Raw genomic sequence first — 3,932 nt, 5'->3', positions numbered from 1 at the left:
GTTCCATCTCCCTGGGAGAGTGTCCAGGTCTTGGTTAGGGTTTGATCTTCCCAAGCTGACCAGGATTCGGCATTGTCATTGGAGAACCTTATCTTATCTATTCCATTTGTATCATTGGCAGTTAGGGCTAAGGTTACTGTGTTTATGGTGGTGTATTTTGTTGGTTCATCAGAGGTTCCTGTAATTTCTATACTTCCAGTTGGTGGGGTGGTGTCTAGGGTGATGGTGTCTTGGAAGCCACCTGAGATGTTTCCTGCATTGTCCTTGAATCTAACAGAGACTGTCTTTACACCATCGCCTGTGGTGAGAAGCCAAGCCTTTGTGGTGGCTATTGCTTCCCAGTTATTGCTAAAGGTTGTTCCATTAACTACCTCCATCTGGGAGACACCAGAGAGTGAATCAGTTCCTGTGATGGTGAGTAAGACAGAGGTTGTTAATGTATAGGTGGCATTGTCATTGATTGAGATTGTTCCTTGAGGTTCTGTTTTGTCTAAGGTTATTGTATCAGAAACAGCAGTTGATGTATTTCCTGCCTCATCCTTGAATCTGGCATAGACAGTCTTTATGCCATCAGTAGCTGGGGTGTCTAGTGTCCAAGCCTTTGTTGTGGTATAGGTTTCCCAATTGCCGGTTGAGAAGTCAGAATTGTTGCTTATCCACATTTCGTCTATTGGAGAAGTAGCAATTTCATCTGCCCAAAGGGTCAAAGTAACATTTTCGGTGTTAGTATAGACAGCACCCTCATTGATAACTATAGATGCACCTGTAGCACCTTCTGTATCAAGAATAATACTATCTGATGTAATGTAGGTGTTTCCTGCATTGTCTCTTATTTGATAGTAGACAATCTTTGTTCCATCTCCCTGGGAGAGTGTCCAGGTCTTGGTTAGGGTTTGATCTTCCCAAGCTGACCAGGATTCGGCATTGTCATTGGAGAACCTTATCTTATCTATTCCATTTGTATCATTGGCAGTTAGGGTTAAGGTTACTGTGTTTATGGTGGTGTATTTTGTTGGTTCATCGGATGTTCCTGTAATTTCTATGGTTCCTGTAGGTGGGGTTGTGTCTAGGATTATGGTGTCTGAGGTTGTTCCACCGATGTTTCCTTGGGAATCCTTAAATCTTACCGAGACAGTGGCTATTCCATCAGTTTGGGATAATAAGGTAAATGCTCTCAGGGAGCTATATTTCTCCCAATTTCCAGCAAATGTGCCGGTTCCTTCCATTAGGTCCATATAAATATTGTTTGGTGTGTCAAGGTTGTCGGATACTTGGATGCTTAAGGTAACATTATTCCTTGAGGTGGTATAGGTATCGTTGTTGTTTATCGTGATTGTGCCAGTGGGAGCAGTGATGTCGGAAACCTTACAACCATTAGAAACATTGGAATTGTCTGAGATATTGCCACAAGGGTCAATTGCCTGGACGACATAGTAGTAGATTGTGCCTTGAGCTTCCGTACCTATGGTTGTATCAGTCCAGGTAAATGGTGTTGTGCCAGTGCCGGTATTTGTTCCCACCCTTGATGAGGCAGAAACCTCAAAGTTGCTAATGGTTCCCCGATAGATATTGTAAGTAAGCGAGCCTTGGGCAAAGTACTTATCGGTTGGGGCTGTGGCGGTTAGGGTAATCGTTAAGGTTCCTTGATTTGCTGTGGCAACCAGGTCGGTTATCGCAGAGGGTGGGGTTGTATCAGTTGCGATGATTACATTGGATGAGGTAAGGCTAGTTCTGTTTGCAAGCAAAGAAGCATCATAGCCAAAAATTCCATAGGCATAGCTCTTTCCTATCTCTACTGTTGTATCTGTGTAATAGCCTGTATAGGTGCAGGTTGAGAATGTGGTTGTCCCAGGAGGAAAGCCAATAATATCAGAGAGATTAAAATCAACTTTAGCAAGAAAACATTCCTCATTTATCTCATCAAGGACAAGGGATGAATCCTTCTCCTTACGATAAAGCTTAAAGTAAGAGTTATCCTTGATTCTGTCTAAAGCAGAGGTAATGCCATCGGTAGTAACAGTTTCTACCCACACAAGTTTAACAGTAGAAAGAGAGCCGACATTTGCTGATAGGTCATTGATGTCAGGAGGAGGGGTAATATCAGGGGTATCTACCCAAACCACATTTCCCATCGGCGATTCATTGCCTGATGTATCTACCGCGGTAACTGTATAATAGAACCTCTGCTTTTCGGGTGGTTTCTTATCATAAACCGCGGTTTCTGAGCCACGGATATTTCTGTAGTCAAGATAGACCTTTGTCTGAGTGCCAGGGAGTGGCGTTGTCCAAACCACCTTCCATTGAGAAGTGGATGTCTCATAATAATAGTAAGAGGTGGCGTCAAAGTAGTTTGTCCCTGTCCCCTGATAATATGTACTTTTTCCATCAGGAGCAATTATAGTAGTAAAGCTACCCCAAACACCATTAACCTCATATACCGGGTCATAAATAAAGGTTGTCTCGGTTTTCCCTGGACCCGGGCTTCTTTCTTCTGCCCCTGGATAACCATCCCTTAATAGCCATACGGGATTAAGCCATGTAATATTTGCTGTATGGCGATAGATGCGATAACGGTCTACCCCTATATCATCATTAGGCACGCCATTACTATCCCACTTTAATAGGACATTGTTATACTGGTTATCAACCGATGCTTCCAGCCAGGTAATCGCCTGGGGTGGAGTTGTATCACTCAAAATTCCTCCACCACCTGGGTCTAGAACATTTCCTGCCTTGTCATAGACAAAGGAAATAAGCCAGCATCCACCTGCTGCCTTTGCATTTTGATTGTTCCATTGCATCGTCCAGGTTCCCGCATAGTTATAAGGAGAGGCAAAGGGATAAACAATTGATTCTCCGCATTTTATGTAATCCGATGAGTATTTGCTCATAAGATCAGCCTCTGAGGTAAATGGATAGCCGTTTGTTGGGCTGCCTGTTGGCATTGTCTTTCCTGCATAGATGTAATAGACAACAACCCTATCTGGACAGGAGGCAAATGGGCCAGGGGTATCTGCGGCAACACCCCAGATTGGCATCATACCCCTCTGCCAGGTTGTACCAAATATAGGTGCCTCAAAGTCATCCCAGGTAGCTGGGTCGGATGGGTCAACAGAACCCGGGGTTGATTGAGAACCAAATGGCCTTAAGGCTTGGGGTTTGGTAAGATCCATATAAAGTGTTCCTGTTCCTGGTGCTGGGTTTGGTGTTGCTGTTCCATAATTGAGCGATTTATCTATAACAACAACATATAAGGTATAGGTTGCCTCGTAAACATTGGAGGGCATATTTACAGTGGTGGTAATGGTTTCCTCGGTCTGAGTAAGTGTTCCGCTTCCTAATATCCAGGTGGCAAAGGTAGTTGTTCCATAGCCAAGGCCAATGGTATAGCTTGCTGGATTATTGTCTGTATAGGTAAAGATAACCGTCAAAGATGTTGCCGTGGAAACCCAGGTCTGCGTGCCAGATGGGCTGATTATTCCAACATTTGGTCCTGTGCTGTCAACAATAATTGAATTTGGTTGGGTAAATGTTCCTGTTGGGTCAGAGAGGTCTTGAATTACAACCCAGACAGTATAGCTTCCATCTGGAACATTGGTATAGGTTAGGGTTGAATAAAGAATCTGATAGGTTGGTGAGCCGATAATTGAGAATGTTGTTGATGTAATGGGTTGTGATGTATTTGTTCCAATCATTACGGTGGCGGTTTGGGGATTTGCTTCAGTGTAAGAGTAAGTAATGCAGACAGTAGCTGTTGCAGGAGTGTATTTTGGATTTTCTTGCGTTGGGTCGGTAATAGTTCCAATTGGCTCGGTTGTATCAACGATTACCCAGCCGATTGCTGTGCTTGTTCCTTTATTTCCTGCCTTGTCGGTTAAGGTTCCCCAGAGGGTGTATGTGCCATCGGGAAGGGTATTATATGTAATGGTTGC

At 43.8% G+C, this 3,932-nt stretch carries 1 protein-coding gene; it reads right to left on the bottom strand.

Going from position 1 to position 3,932, the window contains the following annotated elements:
• Window positions 1-3,932: hypothetical protein (locus tag AB1630_00545; GenBank protein ID MEW6102301.1), on the bottom strand; the 3,932-nt coding region annotated here is incomplete at both ends.

The sequence above is a fragment of the bacterium genome (assembly GCA_040753555.1).
Lineage (GTDB): Bacteria > UBA9089 > UBA9088 > UBA9088 > UBA9088 > JBFLYE01.
Note: the sequence above shows the minus strand (reverse complement) of the source record. Positions and strands in the feature narration are given on the sequence as shown.